16 protein-coding genes are annotated in these 17668 nt (G+C 70.3%); 12 read left to right on the plus strand and 4 right to left on the minus strand.

Features of this window, described 5'->3' with window-relative positions; genetic code table 11:
• The first annotated feature begins 3 nt into the window (after nucleotides 1-3).
• On the plus strand, nucleotides 4-948 hold the full coding sequence (locus M3M55_RS11345; protein WP_249009616.1) for a bifunctional riboflavin kinase/FAD synthetase: 945 nt from the start codon (nucleotides 4-6) through the stop codon (nucleotides 946-948).
• A complete protein-coding gene (rpsO, locus tag M3M55_RS11350) occupies nucleotides 920-1189 on the plus strand; it encodes a 30S ribosomal protein S15 (RefSeq protein WP_249009617.1) in 270 nt (89 codons plus the stop codon). Before M3M55_RS11345 ends, rpsO begins: the two co-directional genes overlap by 29 nt.
• Before the next feature lie 3 nt (nucleotides 1190-1192).
• Here the strand turns inward: rpsO and M3M55_RS11355 are convergent, their stop codons facing one another.
• Together M3M55_RS11355 and M3M55_RS11360 are read right to left on the minus strand one after the other, a co-directional pair.
• Nucleotides 1193-1876: a TetR/AcrR family transcriptional regulator gene (locus M3M55_RS11355; protein ID WP_249009618.1), complete on the minus strand. Its 684-nt coding sequence runs from the start codon at nucleotides 1874-1876 to the stop codon at nucleotides 1193-1195.
• Nucleotides 1877-1973: 97 nt separating this feature from the next.
• Nucleotides 1974-3425 carry an MFS transporter gene (locus M3M55_RS11360; RefSeq protein ID WP_249009619.1) on the minus strand — a complete coding sequence of 484 codons (1452 nt, stop codon included), beginning with the start codon at nucleotides 3423-3425 and terminating at the stop codon, nucleotides 1974-1976.
• 223 nt (nucleotides 3426-3648) lie between these two features.
• Here M3M55_RS11360 and M3M55_RS11365 point away from each other — a divergent pair, with 223 nt between their 5' ends.
• From M3M55_RS11365 to M3M55_RS11400, 8 genes are all read left to right on the plus strand, one after another.
• A complete protein-coding gene (locus M3M55_RS11365) occupies nucleotides 3649-5910 on the plus strand; it encodes a polyribonucleotide nucleotidyltransferase (protein WP_249009620.1) in 2262 nt (753 codons plus the stop codon).
• Nucleotides 5911-7206, plus strand: coding sequence for a pitrilysin family protein (locus M3M55_RS11370; protein ID WP_249009621.1), 1296 nt, complete (start codon nucleotides 5911-5913; stop codon nucleotides 7204-7206).
• Nucleotides 7203-7898 carry a 4-hydroxy-tetrahydrodipicolinate reductase gene (locus tag M3M55_RS11375; protein ID WP_249009622.1) on the plus strand — a complete coding sequence of 232 codons (696 nt, stop codon included), beginning with the start codon at nucleotides 7203-7205 and terminating at the stop codon, nucleotides 7896-7898. Before M3M55_RS11370 ends, M3M55_RS11375 begins: the two co-directional genes overlap by 4 nt.
• A 100-nt stretch (nucleotides 7899-7998) precedes the next feature.
• A complete protein-coding gene (gene lepB / locus M3M55_RS11380; protein ID WP_256469054.1) occupies nucleotides 7999-8580 on the plus strand; it encodes a signal peptidase I in 582 nt (193 codons plus the stop codon).
• 12 nt (nucleotides 8581-8592) lie between these two features.
• The gene (locus M3M55_RS11385) at nucleotides 8593-8892 is read left to right on the plus strand and encodes a PadR family transcriptional regulator (RefSeq protein ID WP_249009624.1); all 300 of its coding nucleotides are present in this window, start codon (nucleotides 8593-8595) and stop codon (nucleotides 8890-8892) included.
• Nucleotides 8892-9254 (plus strand): hypothetical protein, encoded by a 363-nt coding sequence (locus M3M55_RS11390; protein WP_249009625.1) that lies wholly within the window; start codon nucleotides 8892-8894, stop codon nucleotides 9252-9254. Before M3M55_RS11385 ends, M3M55_RS11390 begins: the two co-directional genes overlap by 1 nt.
• On the plus strand, nucleotides 9251-10126 hold the full coding sequence (locus tag M3M55_RS11395) for a 4-hydroxy-tetrahydrodipicolinate synthase (protein ID WP_249009626.1): 876 nt from the start codon (nucleotides 9251-9253) through the stop codon (nucleotides 10124-10126). The genes M3M55_RS11390 and M3M55_RS11395 overlap by 4 nt, the downstream gene beginning before the upstream one ends.
• Complete coding sequence (locus M3M55_RS11400; RefSeq protein WP_249009627.1) at nucleotides 10123-11793, plus strand: ribonuclease J; 1671 nt, start codon at nucleotides 10123-10125, stop codon at nucleotides 11791-11793. The genes M3M55_RS11395 and M3M55_RS11400 overlap by 4 nt, the downstream gene beginning before the upstream one ends.
• Here M3M55_RS11400 and M3M55_RS11405 read toward each other — a convergent pair.
• The gene (locus tag M3M55_RS11405) at nucleotides 11739-13337 is read right to left on the minus strand and encodes a cell wall metabolism sensor histidine kinase WalK (protein ID WP_249009628.1); all 1599 of its coding nucleotides are present in this window, start codon (nucleotides 13335-13337) and stop codon (nucleotides 11739-11741) included. The two genes, M3M55_RS11400 and M3M55_RS11405, sit on opposite strands and share 55 nt — an antisense overlap.
• Before the next feature lie 418 nt (nucleotides 13338-13755).
• Here M3M55_RS11405 and M3M55_RS11410 point away from each other — a divergent pair, with 418 nt between their 5' ends.
• Nucleotides 13756-14010: a hypothetical protein gene (locus M3M55_RS11410; RefSeq protein ID WP_249009629.1), complete on the plus strand. Its 255-nt coding sequence runs from the start codon at nucleotides 13756-13758 to the stop codon at nucleotides 14008-14010.
• Nucleotides 14011-14123: 113 nt separating this feature from the next.
• Here M3M55_RS11410 and M3M55_RS11415 read toward each other — a convergent pair whose 3' ends face one another.
• Nucleotides 14124-14813, minus strand: coding sequence for a response regulator transcription factor (locus M3M55_RS11415; RefSeq protein ID WP_249009630.1), 690 nt, complete (start codon nucleotides 14811-14813; stop codon nucleotides 14124-14126).
• A gap of 105 nt (nucleotides 14814-14918) precedes the next feature.
• Here M3M55_RS11415 and M3M55_RS11420 point away from each other — a divergent pair, with 105 nt between their 5' ends.
• A complete protein-coding gene (locus M3M55_RS11420) occupies nucleotides 14919-17582 on the plus strand; it encodes a DNA translocase FtsK (RefSeq protein ID WP_249009631.1) in 2664 nt (887 codons plus the stop codon).
• Nucleotides 17583-17668: the final 86 nt, after the last annotated feature.

Here is a 17668-nt window from a genome sequence, read left to right on the forward strand (position 1 = left end):
GCGATGGACGTGACGCAGCTCGCAGACGTCAGGCCGCGCCCGCGTCGCGTCGCGGTCGGCGAGTTCGACGGGGTGCACCTCGGGCACCGACGGGTGATCGGCGACGCTGACACCGTCCTCACCTTCGAACCGCACCCCGCGGCCGTCGTCGATCCGGCCCGGGCCCCGAAGCTGTTGACGAGCCTCGACCTGAAGGCGGAACTGATCGCCGAGCTCGGGGTCAGCGAGCTCGTCGTGATCCCCTTTGACGACCGCTTCGCCCACCAGACCCCGGAGGCGTTCATCGACCATGTGCTCGTCGAGACGCTCGGGGCGACCGAGGTGGCCGTCGGTGACAACTTCCGCTTTGGCCACGGTGCCCGCGGCAGCACCGACCTGCTCGGCGCCGACCCGCGGTTCCGCACCCGCGTCGAGCCGCTCGTCGCCGCCGACGGGGAGACGATCTCCTCCAGCCGCATCCGCGAGCTGCTGCGCGACGGCCACCTGAGGGAGGCCAACCGGCTCCTCGGCCGCCCGTTCCGGATCCGCGGAGAGGTGATCGGCGGGGACCGGCGCGGACGCGAGCTCGGCTTCCCGACCGCCAATCTCGCCATCGCCTCCGAGCTGCTCTGTCCCGCCTACGGCGTGTACGCCTGCTGGGTCGGCGACCGGCCGGCCGCCGTCAGCGTCGGGGTCCGCCCGACCTTCGGTGACGGACTCGCTCCGCTCGTTGAGGCGCACCTGCTCGACTTCAGCGGTGACCTCTACGGAAGGATCCTGACCGTCGAGTTCCACGCCTTTCTCCGAGGCGAGGCGCGCTTCGCCACGGTCGAGCCGCTGATCGCCCAGATGCGAGCCGACGTCGCGGAAACGCGCCGCCAGCTCGGCGCGCACGACGCGCCCGAGGCGGGCGGGGACCCTGCTAGCCTGAGCGTCTCCCATGACTTTGACCCAGGAAATGAAGGCTGAGCTGATCACCAAGTTCGGTGAGTCACCCAGCGACACCGGCAAGACCGAGGTGCAGGTGGCCCTGCTCACCGCACGCATCAACCAGCTGACCGACCACCTGCGGGCGCACAAGAAGGACCATCACTCCCGGCGTGGCCTGCTGATGCTCGTCGGCCAGCGTCGCCGGATGCTCGACTACCTCCAGCACAACGATCTCGAGCGCTACCGCTCGCTGATCAAGGAGCTCGGCCTCCGTCGCTGAGCCTCACGCCCGCCCGGTACAGCGGTGGGCGCGGGCGTAATCCTCGGGGGTCAACGGGCCCCCGGGCAGTGGGCAGTCGGATTCCGCGACGGCGCTGATCGCCGACCGGACAAGCGTCATTTGCCGCGCGAGAACGCGGCGGCCATCCTCGCCGCTCACCTCGACGGCGACTTTGCAGGCACCCTTGATCAGCATCAGGACGTCAAAGGCGCCGATGTCTCCGCGGATCGTGCCCGCGGCGTGATCGGCGCCGATCAGCGCGTCGATCACGCCGATCAGCTCGGAGTGGACCGCCTGGATCTCGGGGCTGTCGAACAGTTCCTCCGCCCCGACCCCTTCAAAGAGGGCCCGGTCGATCTGCTGACCCTCGGCGATCGGGTCGATCAGGCTCGCCAGCAACCCCCCGCGCGGCTCACCGGCGCGCAGCAGCGCCTGTCCGAGGTCGACGGCCGCCCGCATCCGTTCGGCGATGATGGCCGTGACGAGGTCGGCCTTGGTCGGAAAATTCCGAAACAGGGTGGCCCGGCCGACCCCGGCCCGGTCGGCGATCTCGGTCACCGGCACCTCGAGACCGCGGTCTCGGAACAGCTCGGAGGCGGCCTGGAGGATCCGCTCGCGGTTGCGAGCCGCGTCTGCGCGCGGACGCCGGTGCGATCCCTCAGAAGCGGTGGTCGACGCCGAGCCCATTCTCACCATCCTAGGACGTGACGGCGCCCGCAGTCGGGCCTGAGCGGGCCGGCGCGGGTCGGGCCCTCGGCCCCCGAACGACGCCGGCCCTGCGCTCTCATGCGGCGGTGAGGATCGCGCCGGGATCGAGCTCGAGACCGCTGAGATGGCGGCGGCGGAGGAAGAGCACGATCGCCGCAGCGCCGGTCCCGAGCATGATCGCAGCCGCGAGGAACGCGACGTGGTAGCCCGAGACGGTCGCCGCGACGACACCGGTGTGGCCCTTGAGAAGGGCGCCGGTGCGGGAGGCCGACAGTGTCGCGAGGATGGCGAGCCCGAGCGAGCCACCGACCTGCTGGGCGCTGTTGAAGAGCCCGGAAGCGAGCCCGGCGTCGTCGTTGCCGACGCCCGAGGTCCCCAGCAGCGTGATCGGCACGAACGTGAAGCCCATGCCGATGGCGAGCGGGAAGAGGCCGACGAGGAGGTCGGTGACGTAGTGGGCGTGGGTGTCGGGGACACGGGTGAGGTAGAGCAGCCCGGCCGCAGCGAGACTGAGCCCCGCGACCGCCATGTTGCGGACGCCGATGCGGGGGATGAGCGCCTGGGAGACGCCGGCGCCGAGGATGATCCCGACGGACACGGGGAGGAAGGCGAGCCCGGCCTGGAGCGGGTCATAGCCCATGATGTCCTGTACGTACAGGGAGGCGAAGAAGAACATGCCGAACATCCCCGAGGCGACGAGGAGCATGACGACGTTCGCCGTGGCGATCGAGCGGACCCGGAAGATCGTGAGCTTGACAAGCGGGGCGGCACTGCGGCTCTCGAGCAGCAGGAACGCACCGAGTAGGAGCACGCCCGCAGCGAGGACACCGAGCGTCCGGTCGCTACCCCAGCCCCAGGTCTGGGATTTGACGATCCCGAACACGAGCGCGAGCAGCCCGGCCGTCACCGTCGTCGCGCCGAGCGCGTCGAACCGGCGGTGACCGAGCTCGGCGGTCGACTCGGGGATGTAGCGGAGGGCCATCAGCACCGTCACCGCGCCGACGGGGAGGTTGACGAAGAAGTTCCAACGCCAGGAGACGAGGTCGGTGAGGACGCCCCCGAGCAGCAGGCCGGAGGCGGCGCCGGCGGCGGCGATCGCCGACCACACCCCGAGCGCCCGGGTGCGCTCGGCGCGATCCCGGAAGGTCGTCATCACGATCGACAGGGCGGCGGGGGAGACGAGGGCGCCTCCGAGCCCCTGGAGCCCCCGGCCGAGGATCAACCACGTGCCGCTCTGGGCCAGTCCATTGAGCAGGCTCGCGGCGCTGAACAGGATCACCCCGGCGATGAACAGGCGCCGGCGCCCGAGCAGGTCCGCCGCCCGCCCGCCGAGAAGGAGGAAGCCACCGAAGATGAGCGTGTAGCCGTTGACGACCCACTGCAGATTGGCCGGGGAGAACTGCAGCCCGCGCTGAATCGACGGCAACGCAACGTTGACGACGGTGTTGTCGAGGACGACCATGAACTGGGCCATGCAGGCGATCACGAGGATCGCCCACTTGTGAGCGACGGCGGGCGGGGCGGGCATCGGGCGGGACCTCCAGGACGGGAATCGGGCGATATGAGACTCCAAGGTCCACATAGCCTAGCAGTGAACTGAGACGGCGTGGTCCGCTTATTCCGCCGCCCGTCAGCGACCGGGGTCCGCGGGGGCGTGTACTAGCATTCGCCGGGTTCGGAAACCGAGATGAACTCAGAGACGCACTTCGCCGACCGAAGGGCGAAGCGAGAAGCAGAAGGGAAATCACAATATGTCCGAGTCCGTTACCCGCGTAACGGCAGAGATCTCCGGCAAGGAGATCTCTTTCGAGACCGGCAAGCTGGCCAAGCAGGCCACCGGTTCAGTCGTCGTCCGTGCCGGCGAGACGATGGTGCTCTGCACCGCAGTCGTCGGCAACGTCCGGGACATGGGGTTTCTGCCCCTGACCGTCGACGTCGAGGAGCGCATGTACGCCGCCGGGAAGATCCCCGGGAGCTTCTTCAAGCGTGAAGGCCGGGCGGGGGAGAAGGCAACCCTGACGGCACGCATGATCGACCGGCCGATCCGTCCGCTCTTCCCCAAGGGCTGGAACTACGAGACCCAGCTCGTCGCGATGCCGCTGTCGGTTGACCATGTCAACCCCTACGACATCCTCGCGATCAACGGCGCCTCGGCCGCGCTGCAACTGACCGGCGCCCCCGTCACCGCTGCCGTCGGCGCGGTCCGGATCGGCAAGGTCGACGGCAACTTCGTCGTCAACCCGGACGAGCAGGACCTCGTCGACAACAGTGACCTCGACCTCATCGTCGCCGGCACCGTCGACGGGATCACGATGGTCGAGGCGGGGGCGAACGAGATCCCCGAGGCCGAGATCCTCGACGCCCTCGACATCGCCCACGAGGCGATCCGCAAGCTCTGCGCCGCCCAGGCCGAGCTCAAGGCCAAGGCCGGCAAGCCCGAGATCGCCTTCACGGCGCCGACGGTCCACCCCGACCTCTACGCCCAGGTCGTCGCCTCCCACGGCGCCGCCCTCAACGAGGCGACCGCGATCGAGGACAAGCTCGAGCGCCAGAACCGCACCGAGGAGGCCAAGGCCGCGATCATCGAGAAGTACGCCGGTGACCCCGAGGCCGAGGGCTATGCGGAGGCGCGCGCCCACGCCCAGCGGGCCGCCGACAAGCTCGAGAAGTCGCTCATCCGTGAGCGGATCGCCGTCAAGAAGATCCGGCCGGACGGCCGCAGCTCGGAGGAGATCCGCCAGATCGACGTCGAGGTCGGCGTCACCCCCCGCACCCACGGCTCTGGCCTGTTCACCCGCGGGCAGACCCAGGTCCTCTCGACCGTCGCCCTCGGCACGACGCGCGAGGAGATGCGCCTCGACACCCTCGGCCTGGAGACGACCAAGCGCTACATCCACCACTACAACTTCCCGCCCTTCAGCGTCGGGGAGGCCGGGCGGATGATGGGCCCCAAGCGACGTGACATCGGCCACGGCGCGCTCGCCGAGCGCGCCCTCGTCCCGATGATCCCGAGCCAGGAGGACTTCCCGTACACGATCCGGATCGTCTCGGACACGCTTGAGTCCAACGGCTCCTCGTCGATGGCCTCGGTGTGCGGCTCGACGCTCTGTCTGATGGATGCCGGCGTGCCGCTGAAGAAGCCGGTCGCGGGCATCGCGATGGGCCTGATCAAGGAGGGTGAGGACCACATCATCCTCACCGACATCGCCGGCGTCGAGGATCACCTCGGCGACATGGACTTCAAGGTCGCCGGCACGCGGGACGGCATCACCGCCCTGCAGATGGACATCAAGATCACGGGCGTGAGCTTCGAGATCATGCGTGACGCGCTCGCCCAGGCCCTCGCCGCCCGCACCGCGATCCTCGACAAGATGGCCGCGGTCATCGATACCCCGCGCGGCGAGCTCTCGCGGTATGCGCCGGGGATCTCGACGATCAAGATCGACCCGGAGAAGATCGGGCTGCTGATCGGCAAGGGCGGGGAGACCATCCGTGCCCTCCAGGAGGAGTTCGAGTCCCAGATCGACGTCAACGACGAGGGCCAGGTGCTCGTCTACGCGTCCAACCGCGAACTCGGCGACGGGCTGATCGACCGGATCCGTTCGATGACCAAGGAGGTCGAGCTCGGCGACCAGTTCACCGGCAAGGTCGTCAAGACGACGACCTTCGGCGCCTTCGTCGAACTCGCCAAGGGCACCGACGGCCTCCTGCACATCTCCAACGTCGCCCCCGGCCGGCGCATCGCCACCGTCGAGGAGGTCCTCAACAAGGGCGATGAGATCGTCGTCCGCGTCGTCGAGGTCGACCGCGAGCGGGGCCGGATCGGTCTGCGCCTCGCCGACGATCCCGAGATCGCGGGCAAGACCAAGGAGGAGCTCGCCGAGATCGCCGCCGCCGACGGGGCCAAGAGCGGCCCGCCGCGCGGGGACCGTCCGGGTGGACGGGGGGGACGGGACCGTGACCGCGGACCCCGCCGCGAGCGCGGTCGCGACGCGGACCCGGATCGCGCGTAGTTGCTGAGCCATCGGGAGACGACGCTCCCCGCGGGCGTCCGGATCGTGACGGAGGCGATGCCCTCCGTCCGGTCCGTGACGCTCGGGTTCTGGATCGGCACCGGCTCGCGCGGTGAGAGCGAGGCCGAGGCGGGCCTCTCCCACCTGCTCGAACACCTGCTGTTCAAGGGCACCCGGTCGCACACGAGCCTCGAGATCGACCAGATCTTCGACACGATGGGCGCGGAGATCAACGCGGGAACCGGGCGGGAGACGACGTCCCTGTACGCCCGCGTCCTCGACGAGCACCTTCCGCGCGCCCTGTCGGTGATGGCCGAGATGGTGTTCGCGCCGACCCTCGATGACATCGACGCCGAACGGGAGGTGATCCTCGAGGAGATCGCCATGTACGAGGACGATCCACAGGAGAAGATCTTCGATCTGCTCGGTGAGACCGTGTTCGGGCACCATCCGCTTGGCCGGGCGATCATCGGGTATGCGCCGGTGATCGCCTCGACTCCCGCCGCGGGTATCCGCGCCTTCCACGCCGGCCGCTACGTGCCCGCCAACGTCGTCGTCGCCGCCGCCGGCGCGGTTGACCACGACCAGCTCGTCGCGCACGTCGACTCCGCCCTCTCGGCCTGCGGTGACCGGTCGGCGGTCGGTACGCCTCCCGCTGTGGTCGGCTTTGGGCTCGACCACAGCGCCCCCGCGCAGCGACGCTTCGAGGCCAAGGAGACCGAGCAGTTCCACATCTGCCTCGGCGCCAGTGCCCTCTCCCGCCACGACCCTCGCCGCTTCGGGCTCCGAGTTCTCGACACGATCTTCGGCGGCGCCTCCTCCTCCCGCCTCTTTCAGGAGGTGCGCGAGCGGCGCGGGCTCGCCTACTCCGTCTACTCCTTCGCCGCCGGATACGCGGACACCGGCCAGATCGGCCTCTACGTCGGCACCCGCCCGGAGAACGTCGAGGCCGCCCTCGCGGTCGTCGGCAGTGAGCTCGCCCGGGTCGTTGAGAACCCGGCGACGGACGACGAGCTTGCACGGGCCAAGGAGAACCTCAAGGGCCGCATGCTGCTTGCCCTCGAGTCGACCGGGGCGCGGATGAACCGGCTTGGCTCCTCCGTGCTCGCCGGAGAGCCCCTGCTCTCCCTCGACGAGATCGAGGCGGCGATCGACGCCGTCAGCCTCGCCGAGCTCGCCGAGCTCGCTGGTGAGCTGTGGGACCCCGCCCGCCTGTCCGTCGTCGGAATCGGTCCGGATGAGGACCGCTTCGACGCCGCCGCCGACGGGCTCGGCCTCCCGGCGGTGGCGGCGTGATCCGGGTCCTCGTCAGCGGTGCGGCCGGCCGCATGGGGGCGACGGTATGTCAGGCCGTCGCGGCCGCCGACGGGCTCGAGCTCGTCGCGCGTGCCGACCCCGCGCTCGGGGTGAGCGTCGCCGACGCGATCGCCACCGCCGCTCCTGAGGTGATGGTCGACTTCAGTCTGCCCCACAGTGCGGTCGCGAACATCCGCGCCGCCCTCGCCGCGGGCGTCCACGCCGTCGTCGGCACGACCGGATTCGACCTGTCCGCCCTCGACGGGCTCGACGGTGCGAACCTGTTCATCGCCCCGAACTTCGCGATCGGCGCGGTGCTGATGATGCGGTTCGCCGCTGAGGCCGCCCGCCACATGGCCGCGGCGGAGATCATCGAGCTCCACCACGACGCCAAACTCGACGCGCCGTCGGGGACGGCGGCCCTCACCGCCGCGCGGATGGCTGCGGCCGTCCCGGAGCGTGGTGCCCCGCCGATTCACTCGGTCCGCCTCCCCGGTCTCGTCGCCCACCAGGAGGTGATCCTCGGTGACCTCGGTCAGACCCTGACGATCCGGCACGACTCAATCGACCGCTCCTCGTTCATGCCCGGGGTGATCCTCGCCGTCCGCCGCGTCGGCGATCTGCCCGACCGCGTCACCGTCGGTCTCGAACGGCTGCTCTGGAACGACGCCGGCGGAACGACCGCACCCTGATCGGAACCGTTCACCGACGGTCCTCCACCTCAGCTACACTCCGCTCGCTATTACGAAAACCGACTCATTTTCCCGGCGGCTGCGGTCGCTACTCGAACTCATCCTCACCGTTGCGGTCGCGGCCGGCATCGCGTTTCTCGTGCAGGCGTTCGTCGTCAAGCCCTACCGGATCCCGAGCGGCTCGATGGAGCCGACCCTGGCGATCAACCAGCGGATCCTCGTCAACCGGCTCGACACCCATCCCGGACTCGGGGCGGTCGTCGTCTTCCATCCGCCACGCGGCGCTGACCTCACTGGCGACCAGTGCGGCAACCCACATCAGGGGTTCAACGCCGAGGGCGCCCCGGACGCGGCCCCGTGCGACCAATCGCTCCCCGGCGCCTCGAGTGAGACGTTCGTCAAACGCGTCGTCGGGCTCCCAGGCGACACGCTGCGAATCATCAACGGCCACGTTTACCGCAACGGGGTCAAGGAGGCCGACAGCTTCATCACCCCCTGCGGCGGCTCCTCGGAGTGCACCTTCTCCCAGTCGATCAAGGTGCCCGCGGGGGAGTACTACATGATGGGGGACAACCGCGGGGATTCCGACGACAGCCGCTACTGGGGGCCCGTTCCCCAGCACGACATCATCGGGGTCGCGTTCTTCACCTACTGGCCGCTCGGCCGCATCGGCACCCTCTAGCGAGCGGTGGCCATGCGACTGCCCGAGCGCAGCGTTCTCGTCCTCACCAGCCTCGCAGGCGGGGACCGGCACGGTTACGCGCTGCTCAAGGACATCGAGAGCTTCTCCGGGGTGACGTTGTCGCCGGGCACCCTGTATGGCGCCCTCGCCAAGCTCGAGGCCGACGGGTACGTCGAGCGGCTCGCCGCCGAAGACCGCCGCAACCCCTACCGGCTCACACCGGCCGGCCGTGCGGCGCTGGCCGACCGGCTCGCCGAGTCGGCCCGGATCGCCTCCCTCGGGCTTGAGCGGATCGCCCTCGGGGGCACGTGATGCGCCGGCTGATCGCCGCAGCGATCCTCCTCTACCCGCGCCAGGTCCGCTCGCGGCACGGCTCCGAGCTTGGCTGCCTCGCCGAGGAGCTGATCGACCGTGACGGGGCAGCCGCCGCTGCCGTCGTCGCCCGCCTCGCCGCCGACGGCGTCGGCCAGCGCCTGCGCAGTCGCACGACGCTCGTGGTGATGGCGATCACCCTGGCGGGCAGCAGCGTCGGGGGCCTCGCGGTCTCCGACATCGCCGCCGCGAGCTCCCCGGCCCCCGCTCCCCTCCGCGCCCACCACGTCCAGCACCAGCATCGGCCCCTGCGACGGGCAGACCGCACGCCCGCCGACCGCGCTGGAATAATCGCTCCGTGAGCGGCCTCGGCACGATCCTCACCGCGATGGTGACCCCCTTTGACGCGAGCGGCGCCGTCGACGAACCGGCCGCCGCCCGGCTGCTGGCCCATCTCTTTGCCACCGGTTCAGACGGCGTCGTCGTCTGTGGCACCACCGGCGAGGCCGCGACCCTCGATGACGCCGAGCACCTTGGCTTCATCGCGTTCGTGATCGAGCAGACCCGTCGCCATCACCCGGGCAAGACCGTGGTGGCCGGTGTCGGCTCCAACGACACCCGCCACGCGGTGGCCCTCACCGCGGCGGCGACCGAACTGCGCCCCGACGCGCTGCTCAGCGTCAATCCGTACTACAACCGTCCGAGCCGTGCGGGGGTGGTCGCCCACTACCGGGAGGTCAACGCCGCCACTGACCTGCCGGTGATGCTCTACAACATCCCCCAGCGCACCGGGGCGGATCTGCCCAACGATCTGCTCGCGGAACTCGCCCAGTTCGAGCACGTCGCCGCGGTCAAGCAGGCCAACCCGGCTAACCTGGCTCTCATCGACGGACTTGAACTCTACGCCGGCAACGATGAGAACCTCGTTGACGTGCTCGCACTCGGTGGCGCCGGCGGCGTACTCACCCTCAGCCACATCTTCGGGGCGGAGTTCCGCCAGATCGCCGACGATCCCGCTCGGCGTGAGCAGGTCCATGCCTCCCTCGCCGACGCCTACCGGGACATGGCGATCGCCCCGCTCGCGGTGACCAACAAGGCGGCGCTGTCGCTGCTGGGCATCGACGTCGGCGGGCCGCGGCTCCCCTACGTGCCCCTTGACGCGGCCGAACGGGACGTGATCCGGCGCCTGCTCGAACGTCACGGCCGCCTCAGCTCGACGGGCGTTCCGGCGTGAGTTCGACCGTGCGCGTCCTGCCGCTCGGCGGCCTCGGCGAGATCGGCAAGAACATGATGGTGGTCGAGTACCAGGATCGCATCGTCGTCATCGACACCGGCCTGCGCTTCCCGACCGCCGAGATGCTCGGCATCGACCTCGTCCTTCCCGACTTCAGCTACCTGAAGGAGCGGGCCGAGCAGATTGAGGCGATCGTCATCACCCACGGCCACGAGGACCACCTCGGGGCGCTCCCGTGGGTCCTGCGCGAACTCAACCGGGCCGGGGTCAACCCGCCGATCTACAGCTCCCGGCTGACGGTCGCGATGGCCCGCTCCAAGCTCGACGAACACCGCCTGCGCGACGTCGACATCTCCGACGTCAAGACCGGCGAACAGATCACCGCGGGCCCGTTCGACATCGAGCTCGTGCATATGACCCACTCGATCCCCGACGCATGTGCGGTCGCCCTGCACACCGACCTCGGTGTGATCCTCGCGACCGGCGACTACAAGTTCGATCAGACGCCCGTGGACGAGCGCCCGGCCGATTTTGCCCGCCTCGCCGAGCTCGGGGCCGAGGGTGTGCTGCTGCTCTGTGGCGACTCCACCAACGCCGACCGGCCGGGCTACTCGCCCTCAGAAGCGGTCGTCGGCCCGCACCTGGAGGAGGTGTTCGCCCGCTGTGAGGGGCGGATCGTCGTGACGAGCTTCGCCTCCAACATCCACCGCGTCCAGCAGGTTGTCGACGCCGCCGCCGCCCAGGGCCGCAAGGTCGCCCTGGTCGGCCGGAGCATGCGCAAGAACGTGGGGATCGGTCGCAGCCTTGGGCACATCGAGGTGCCGGAGGGAATGCTCATCCAGCCCCAGGAGGTCGAGCACTATCCCGACCACAAGGTCGTCATCATCTCGACCGGATCTCAGGGCGAGCCGCTGTCGGCGCTGCGCCGGATGGCCCACCATGACCATCGTCAGATCCAGCTGCACCGGGGGGACACCGTCGTCTTCTCCGCGACGCCGATTCCCGGCAACGAGCGGGCGGTCGGTGACACCGTCGACCGTCTCTACCACATCGGCTGTGACGTGATCACGACCGCGGACGCCCCGATTCACGCATCCGGCCACGGCTTCCAGGAGGAGCTGAAGCTGATGCTCAACCTCGTCAAGCCGCGGTACGTGATGCCAATCCACGGGGATCACAAGCGCATCCACCTCCACGGCCAGCTCGCCCAGGCGGTCGGCATCGACGCGGACGCGGTGTTCGCCCTCGAAAACGGCCTGCCGCTCGAGCTCGACGCGCGCGGGGCGCGGATCGGCGAGAAACAGCAGGCCGGGATGATCTTCGTTGACGGGGTCGATATCGGTGACCCGGCCGACGTCGCCCTCCGGGATCGCCGGACCCTGTCGGCGGACGGGATCCTCATCCTCGTCGCGACGATCTCCGCGCAGGACGGCAGCCCCGTCCAGGACCCGGAGGTGATCTTCCGGGGCGTCCCGTTCGTCGACAACGCCGCCGCGCTGGCGGACACGATCCGGTCAGAGATCGAGGACGTGCTCACGAAGGCGGCCGCCGACGGCATCCGGGAGATCGAGGACCTCCAGCACGAGCTCCACGAGGAGCTCGCCGCCTTCCTCTATGACCGCCTCAAGCGCCGCCCGATGGTTCTGCCGGTCGTCGTCGAGGTCTGAGCGCCGGGAACGACGACTGGCTCGGGCGCGCCGGGCTGGGCGGACGTCGGGGCCTGTGCGACGGCAGGGAAGCGGATCTCAAAGCGCGTGCCGCCGGCCCCGCCTGTGACCGCCGGGCTCGTCAGGGTGACCTCGGCGCGGTGGGAGTCGGCGACGGCCCGGACGATCGCCAGCCCGAGGCCGGTACCCCGGCCGCCGTCGCCGTGACCGCGGACGAACCGGTCGAACACCCGCTCGCGCAGGTCGGCGGGTATGCCGGGCCCCTCGTCCTCGACGATGAGCACCGCGGAGGCGCCGGCCAGCGCCGTCCGGGCCCGGATCGCCGTGCCCGGCGCAGTGTGGTTGAGCGCGTTCTCGAGCAGGTTGAGGATGAGCCGGTGGACCTCGTCACGGTTGGCGTCGACGACCGCCGGGCCGGGGAACACGGTCAGCTCGTGGTCCTCGGCGACGGGCCCGAGTTCCCCGGCCGCGTCGCGCAGCACCTCGGCGAGGTCGGTCGGCCGCTGGGGCGCCTCCCGGCGCGCGTCGGCGCGGGCGAGCAGCAGCAGGTCCCCGACGAGGCGGCGCATCCGCCGCGTCGAGCGCAGCGCCGACTTGGCCGACTCGGCCTGTTCACCGGCGAGTTCGTCGGCGAGCAGTTCGAGGTTGGCGAGAACGCTCGTCAACGGGGTGCGCAGCTCATGGGAGGCGTCGGCGACGAACTCACGCTGGCGGGTCAGGGCCGCCTCCGTGTCGGCTCGGGCGGCGGCGAGGGAGGCGAGCATCCCCTCGAGGGTGCGGGCGAGCTCGGACACCTCATCCCGGGCCTCCGGGTGGGGGATCCGTCGCGTCGGGTCCCGGGTCAGCTCGATCTCCCGCGCGACCTCACTGAGCTCCGAGATCGGCCGCATCGCCCGGCGCGCCACATACAGCCCGGCGAGCAGGGCGAGGATCGCTCCGCCGAGCACCCCGAGCACGAGGAACACCCGGATACGGGAGACCGTCTGGTCGATCTGGGAGAGCGGGCGGGCATACAGGAGCCAGCCGTGGTTGATCGGTCCCCAGCTGATCCAGCGGGCGAACACCTCTTGGCCGGCCTCCCCGTAGGTGACCGTCGAGCCGGTGCCGATGCCCGGCGGTGGCATCAGCTGCGGATCGTTGACGGGCCGGCCGTGGGCGTTGACCGCGGAGGAGCAGAGCGTGTCGCCGTAGTTGTCGAACAGGCGGATCTGCGCACTGTCGGTGAACGCGAGGTCGATCAGGTTGCCCTCACATTCGGTCGCGCCGTGCTTGACCTGCACGGGGGCGACATTCTGGGGCAGGTTCTGGAAGGTCGTGTTCATCGACTCCAGGAACGCGTCACGGACCTGACCGTCGGCGAGCGCGCCGACGATCGCGGCGAAGCTCGCGAGGATCACGCAGGTGAGCGCGGCCGAGCCGCCGGCGAGACGCCAGCGGACGGGAACCCGCCGGTACGCGGAGAACGTCGCCCGCGCCGCGGATCGTATGAAGGAGCCGGGGCTCACGTCGGCTTCACGCTTCTTTGCCAGGTTGGAGACGGACACCACAATCGTATTGGTCATCCCGTGGTGGACATAGCCCCCGGGTCGTCACTGTGATCCCGGGGCACCACCGGTATGGCGGCTCGGCGCGGCATGACTGCGGGGACAGCGGTGTGGCGTGGATGGGCGCTTCAGCAACGTCGGCGCCGACCGACATCGGGGACGGGCTCGGGCCGTGATGAGGGACCTGGCGGCCTCCGCAGCACGCCGGAGTTGCCGGGCGCGACGCTGCTCGCTCGGCACCGAGTTCAAAAAGACGTCGATATGACGCATCTTTGAACTCGCTCCCCCTTCCAGTCGTCGCCCTCACCGGCCTGCGCCTGTTCTCACCGATCTGAAGCCCTCGGCCCTGGAGATCCGCCGGCTGGACAGCGGCTATCCGGTCCTGCGCCCTCGCGACAACCCGGCTCCTGCGGCGGCGATGGCCGGACCGTTCCTGCTCCACCGGGCCATACGGGTGGCGCTGGGCCGGCGCGCGGCGCTCACCTCGCGCGGAGTGAGCGTGTTTCGCGCTCCGGCAAACGGGTCGCTGTGCATGGCAGCATCGGACGGCGCCCAGGCGGACGGTTCGACCGAGTGCGCGGCGGTGACCGAGCGGGTCGTTGACATCGAGGGTCCGCGAACGGTGCCGCCACCGGGAACGCTGCGCTGGAGCGAACCTGGAGGTGCGGGCTGATCCTCGAGCGAGTTGCCGGCCGGCACCGCCACGGCACGGCACGCTGCGCCGCGTGAACGGGACACCGTCCTCCCGGCCCGCCGTCGTGGCGCACACCGGCACGGGAAACCCGACTACACGCGGAGAACGTAGCCCGCGCCGCGGATCGTGTGCAGGAGCCGGGGCTCACCGTCGGCTTCAAGCTTCCTGCGCAGGTTGGAGACGAACACCTCAATCGTGTTGGTCATGCTGAAGGGGTCATAGCCCCACACCTCATCGAGCAGCCGCTGGCGCGAGATGACGATCCGCTCGTTGCGCATCAGGTATTCGAGCAGCTCGAACTCGCGCTGGGTCAGCTCGAGGGAGCGCTCGCCCCGGAACACCTCGTGGGTGTCGGGGTTGAGGCTGAGATCCCCGACGCTGAGGGCGGCCTGGCCGCGGGGCGGCCGCCGGCGCAGCAGCGCGCGCAGGCGCGCGAGCAGCTCCTGGCGCTCGAAGGGCTTGACGAGGTAGTCGTCGGCACCGGAGTCGAGCCCCTCGACGCGAGCCTCGACGGCATCCCGGGCGGTGAGCACGAGAATCGGGACGTCATCGGACTTGCGCAGCGTCTTGGCGACCTCGAGACCGTCGAGCTTCGGCAGCCCGAGATCGAGGATGACGAGGTCCGGCAGGAATGCGTGCGCCTGATCGAGCGCGCTCACCCCGTCCCCGGCCAGCCGCACGTCATAGCCCTCCATCCGCAGCGACCGCTGCAGGACCTGGGCAATCGCGTCGTCGTCCTCGACGACGAGGACCCGCACGGGCCGGTCAAAGTCACTCTCCATCCCGGGCCATGGTAGGGGTCTGGCGCACACTACCGCGGAGCCCCGTGGCTGCCCGCTGTCAGTCTCAGAGAGGAAAGGGGCCGACGCTGACGAACAGGAAGGCGCATGCCCGCCGCCTCCAGCAAACCCAAGCCGTCCTCGATCAAGAAGAAGCCGGCGGCCCGTCGTCCGGTGCCCCCGGCCCGCGCCCGCCGCACTCAGGTCGCGACCCGTCCCTCCCTGCGGGCGCTACTCAGCCTCGAGCCCCACCACCTCGACCTGCTCGGCCTCGCCCTGATCGCGCTCGGGACCTTTCTCGGCGGGATCATCTACCTGCACTGGGGCGGCGGAGCGGTCGGACACGGGTTCGTCACCGGCCTGCGCCTGCTGATGGGTGTCTTCGCCGTGATCATCCCTGCCGCCCTGCTGCTTGCCGGCGCCCTCGTGATCGGACGGGAGCTACGCAGCGGTCCGCCGACGCGGCCGCTGCGGGCCGGGGCGATCTGCCTCGCCGCCGCGCTCACCCTCGCGATGGCCGCCGGAACGCTCGGGCTCGGCCCCGGCCGGGAGCCCACCCACGGGTTCTGGGCCGGACAGGTGCTCCAGGCCCGCGGTGGCATTCTCGGCGCCGGCGAGTTCTGGGTGCTCGGCCATCTCATCTCCACCGCCGGGGCGGACATCATCGCGATCTTCCTGTTCCTCGCCGCCGCGATCCTGCTGTCGGGGGCGACACTCGCCTCGCTGCTGCTCGCCACCCGCGACCATTCCCGGCGCCTCGCCGAGATCACGATCACCCGGATGCCCGAACGCACCCGGGTCCCGGAGCCGAACCTCACCTTCACCGACCGTCGGCGCACCCGCCGCGACACGAACGCCGCCCTCGACGCCGAGGCGGATCGCTTCGACGATCTCGACCTGCCCGATCCCCCGACCCAGCAGCTGATCGTCCGTGCCACCCACGTCGAAGCCCCGCCGGTTGTCGACGCCCCGGTCATTCCGAGCTTCGAAACCCCCGAGTTCGCCTCCGAGGTCGACGAGTTCGATCCCAACGGCGCCCTCGACGACGCTGCCGAGGACGACCTCGCGGACGAGACCGGGGGAGAGGGGCCATGGGCGGCCTCCGCGGACGCGCCCCCAGAGACGTCTGATCCGGCCGGCGAAGCAGCGGCGAGCCGGCCGGTCGACCCCGCCGACCTCACCCCCCGGGGCCGTTACCGTGCCGCGGTGACCGACGACCCCGCGTTCCCGTGGCGGGCGCCGAGTGCGCGGCTGCTCACCCGCTCGACCGGGGAGGCCGCCCGGCCCGACACCGCCGGACAGGAACAGGTGGCCGCCGCGCTGCTGGAGGCCCTCAGCCACTTCGGGATCGACGCGAAGGTGATCGGCCGGGTCGCCGGGCCGCACATCACCCGCTACGAGATCCGGCTCGCCCCCGGGGTCAAGATGTCGAAGGTCGCCAACCTCAAGGACGATCTCGCCTACGCGCTCGCAGCGACCGACATCCGGATCCTCGCGCCGATCCCCGGCAAGACCGCCGTTGGGATCGAGGTCCCCAACGCGCGCCGGCGCATCGTCCACCTTGGTGACGTCTACCAAGACGCCCCGGAGGGATGGTCGCCCCTGACGGTGTGGCTCGGAAAGGACATCTCCGGCAAGGCGATCGGAGCCGACCTCGCCAAGATGCCCCACCTGCTCGTCGCCGGGACGACGGGCGCAGGCAAGTCCGCCTGCGTCAACGCGATGCTCTCCTCGGTGCTGCTACGAGCGACCCCCCACGAGGTCCGGCTCGTGCTCGTCGACCCCAAGCAGGTCGAGCTCAACCTGTATGAGTCGATCCCGCACCTCTTGACCCCGGTGATCACATCACCGCGAATGGCCGCCAACGCCCTGCAGAACCTCGTCCGGGAGATGGAGCAGCGCTACGGCATCATGTCGCTGGCGCGGACGCGGAACCTGCCCGAGCTCAACAAGGTCCGCGAGTCGCGCGGAGAGACCGCGCTGCCCTACATCCTCTGCGTGATCGACGAGCTCGCCGACCTGATGATGGTGGCCCCGGCTGACGTCGAGGACTCGATCATCCGCCTCGCCCAGAAGGCACGGGCGGTCGGGATCCACCTCGTCCTCGCCACCCAGTCGCCGCGCGTTGATGTGATCACCGGGATGATCAAGGCGAACGTGCCGTCGCGAATCGCCTTCGCCGTCTCCAGCCAGACCGACTCGCGGGTGATCCTCGATCAGGGCGGCGCCGAGTCGCTGCTCGGCCAGGGTGACATGCTCTTCTCCCCGGTCGGCACCTCGCGCCTGCAGCGAATCCAGGGCGCCTACATCGACGAGCCCCAGATCGAGGAGATCTGCGGCTACTGGCGCGCCCAGGGTGAACCTGAGCTGCGCGAGGAACTGCTTGCCGAGGTCGAGGCTGCCGATGAGGCGATCAACGGCGGGGAGGACGACGGCTTTGACCCCGACGAGGATCCACTCCTGGAGGAGGCGATCGCGCTCGTCGCCCAGATGCAGACCGCGTCCACGTCGATGCTCCAGCGGCGCCTGCGCCTCGGCTACACCCGGGCGGGCCGGCTCATCGACATGCTCGAGCGGCGCGGCATCATCTCCGGGTATGAGGGCTCAAAACCCCGCCAGGTCCTCATCACCGAGGCGGACGTGCCACGGATCATCGTCGCCCTGGCCGAGGCCGGGCGCGGCGGCGGCGGAGGCGCCGACCCGGCCCCGCCGGTCCCCGGCCCGCTCGACCCGGACATCGACGAGGACGCACCCGCGCCCGACCCGGAGTGATGACCGGTGCCGGCGGCAGGGCGCCGGACGAACCGCCGCCGCCTGACTGGTCACCGGATGCCAGCGAGGAGGCTGTCGCGGGTGCC

This window comes from Conexibacter sp. DBS9H8, assembly GCF_023330685.1.
Classification (GTDB): Bacteria; Actinomycetota; Thermoleophilia; order Solirubrobacterales; family Solirubrobacteraceae; genus Palsa-465.

Bases quoted from the DNA above. Each gene is read 5' to 3' on its own strand.
- M3M55_RS11345 (WP_249009616.1), top strand. From the start codon at position 4: ATGGACGTGACGCAGCTCGCAGACGTCAGGCCGCGCCCGCGTCGCGTC.
- M3M55_RS11355 (WP_249009618.1), bottom strand. From the start codon at position 1,876: ATGGGCTCGGCGTCGACCACCGCTTCTGAGGGATCGCACCGGCGTCCG.
- M3M55_RS11390 (WP_249009625.1), top strand. From the start codon at position 8,892: ATGCGCCGGCTGATCGCCGCAGCGATCCTCCTCTACCCGCGCCAGGTC.
- M3M55_RS11365 (WP_249009620.1), top strand. From the start codon at position 3,649: ATGTCCGAGTCCGTTACCCGCGTAACGGCAGAGATCTCCGGCAAGGAG.
- M3M55_RS11360 (WP_249009619.1), bottom strand. From the start codon at position 3,425: ATGCCCGCCCCGCCCGCCGTCGCTCACAAGTGGGCGATCCTCGTGATC.
- M3M55_RS11415 (WP_249009630.1), bottom strand. From the start codon at position 14,813: ATGGAGAGTGACTTTGACCGGCCCGTGCGGGTCCTCGTCGTCGAGGAC.
- M3M55_RS11385 (WP_249009624.1), top strand. From the start codon at position 8,593: ATGCGACTGCCCGAGCGCAGCGTTCTCGTCCTCACCAGCCTCGCAGGC.
- rpsO (WP_249009617.1), top strand. From the start codon at position 920: ATGACTTTGACCCAGGAAATGAAGGCTGAGCTGATCACCAAGTTCGGT.
- M3M55_RS11420 (WP_249009631.1), top strand. From the start codon at position 14,919: ATGCCCGCCGCCTCCAGCAAACCCAAGCCGTCCTCGATCAAGAAGAAG.
- M3M55_RS11410 (WP_249009629.1), top strand. From the start codon at position 13,756: ATGGCCGGACCGTTCCTGCTCCACCGGGCCATACGGGTGGCGCTGGGC.